General features: G+C 66.1%; 1 protein-coding gene. It reads left to right on the top strand.

Features of this window, described 5'->3' with window-relative positions; genetic code table 11:
• The first annotated feature begins 233 nt into the window (after positions 1-233).
• A complete protein-coding gene (locus FNM00_RS18640; protein WP_143915031.1) occupies positions 234-1,334 on the top strand; it encodes an IS110 family RNA-guided transposase in 1,101 nt (366 codons plus the stop codon).
• Positions 1,335-1,351: the final 17 nt, after the last annotated feature.

Raw genomic sequence — 1,351 nt, 5'->3', positions numbered from 1 at the left:
CGACTGACAGTGATGATGTGGGTGAGCCCCGCAGCGGTCGTCCTGACTCAGCGACTGACTGACTGAGGGTCTTTAACGGGATCTGTCGGTCGATCCGCTGCGGGGCTCGTGTGCACTCACCAGACGAGGGTCGTGACCTCATAGGAGCCTGTGCCAGCAGGCACCCATCACTGTCTTGTCCGCTCACCTCGGCGGGTGCGTGCCGCCCTGCCAGATCAAGTGAGAGGACGGCGATGACCACCATCGCATGTAAGGACGCCAGGAGCCAGACAGAGCAGACTGAGGTCGCCGCGGGCGTCGACACCCATCAAGACACCCATACCGCTGCGGTAATCGACCGCGCCGGGCGACTTCTGGGCCACCGTCAGTTCCCGGCCACACGGCGCGGTTACATCGAGTTGCTGGCCTGGTTACATTCGCTCGGGCTGCTGCTGGTCGTCGGCATCGAGGGCACCGGCGCCTACGGCGCCGGTCTGGCTCGCCATCTGCATGACGCACACGTGCCGATGCTCGAGATCGACCGGCCCGACCGTAGAACACGCCGTAGCGCAGGCAAGTCCGACCCGATCGATGCCGAAGCCGCCGCCAGGGCAGCTCTGGCGCGGGTCCGCACTGGGGTTCCGAAGGTGCGCACCGGCCGGGTAGAGGCTCTGCGGAACCTGAGAGTGGCCCGACGCAGCGCGGTGGATCAGCGTGCGGACTGCATGCGTCGGATCAAGACGTTGATCGTGACCGCACCCGACGACCTACGCGCACGCCTTCGCGGCTTGGCCAAGCAAGAGCTGCTCGACACATGCACCGGCCTACGTCCGGACGCCTCCCGCGTGGATGAGCCCGAACAGGCGACCAAGGTCGCGCTGCGCAGCCTGGCCGGCCGGCACGCCGCGCTCACCGAGGAGATCGCCGAACTCGACGCGCTCATCGAGCCGCTGGTCGCTGTCATCAATCCCGACCTGCTCGCACTCAAAGGTGTCGGCGCAGACGTCGCAGGACAGCTACTGGTCACAGCCGGCGAGAACACCGACAGGATCCACTCCGAGGCTGCCTTCGCGATGCTCTGCGGCGCTGCTCCCATCCCAGCCTCCTCAGGCAAGACCCACCGTCACCGGCTCAACCGAGGTGGTGACCGACAAGCCAACGCCGCTCTCTACCGGATCGTGCTCTGCCGGCTGCGCTGGGACTCACGCACCCAGGCATACATGCGTCGCCGCACCACCGAGGGCCTCTCGAAGAAAGACATCATCCGCTGCCTCAAACGACTCATCGCCCGCGAGATCTACTACGTCCTCACCGCTGACCACGTCGAGCCCAGACGCCTCACCCTCGCCGCTTGACATCCATAGGAGCATCC

The sequence above is a fragment of the Aeromicrobium piscarium genome, assembly GCF_007421815.1.
In the GTDB taxonomy this organism is placed as follows: domain Bacteria; phylum Actinomycetota; class Actinomycetes; order Propionibacteriales; family Nocardioidaceae; genus Aeromicrobium; species Aeromicrobium piscarium.
The sequence above is the reverse complement of the archived record's forward strand: the minus strand, read 5'-3'. Positions and strand labels throughout refer to the sequence as shown.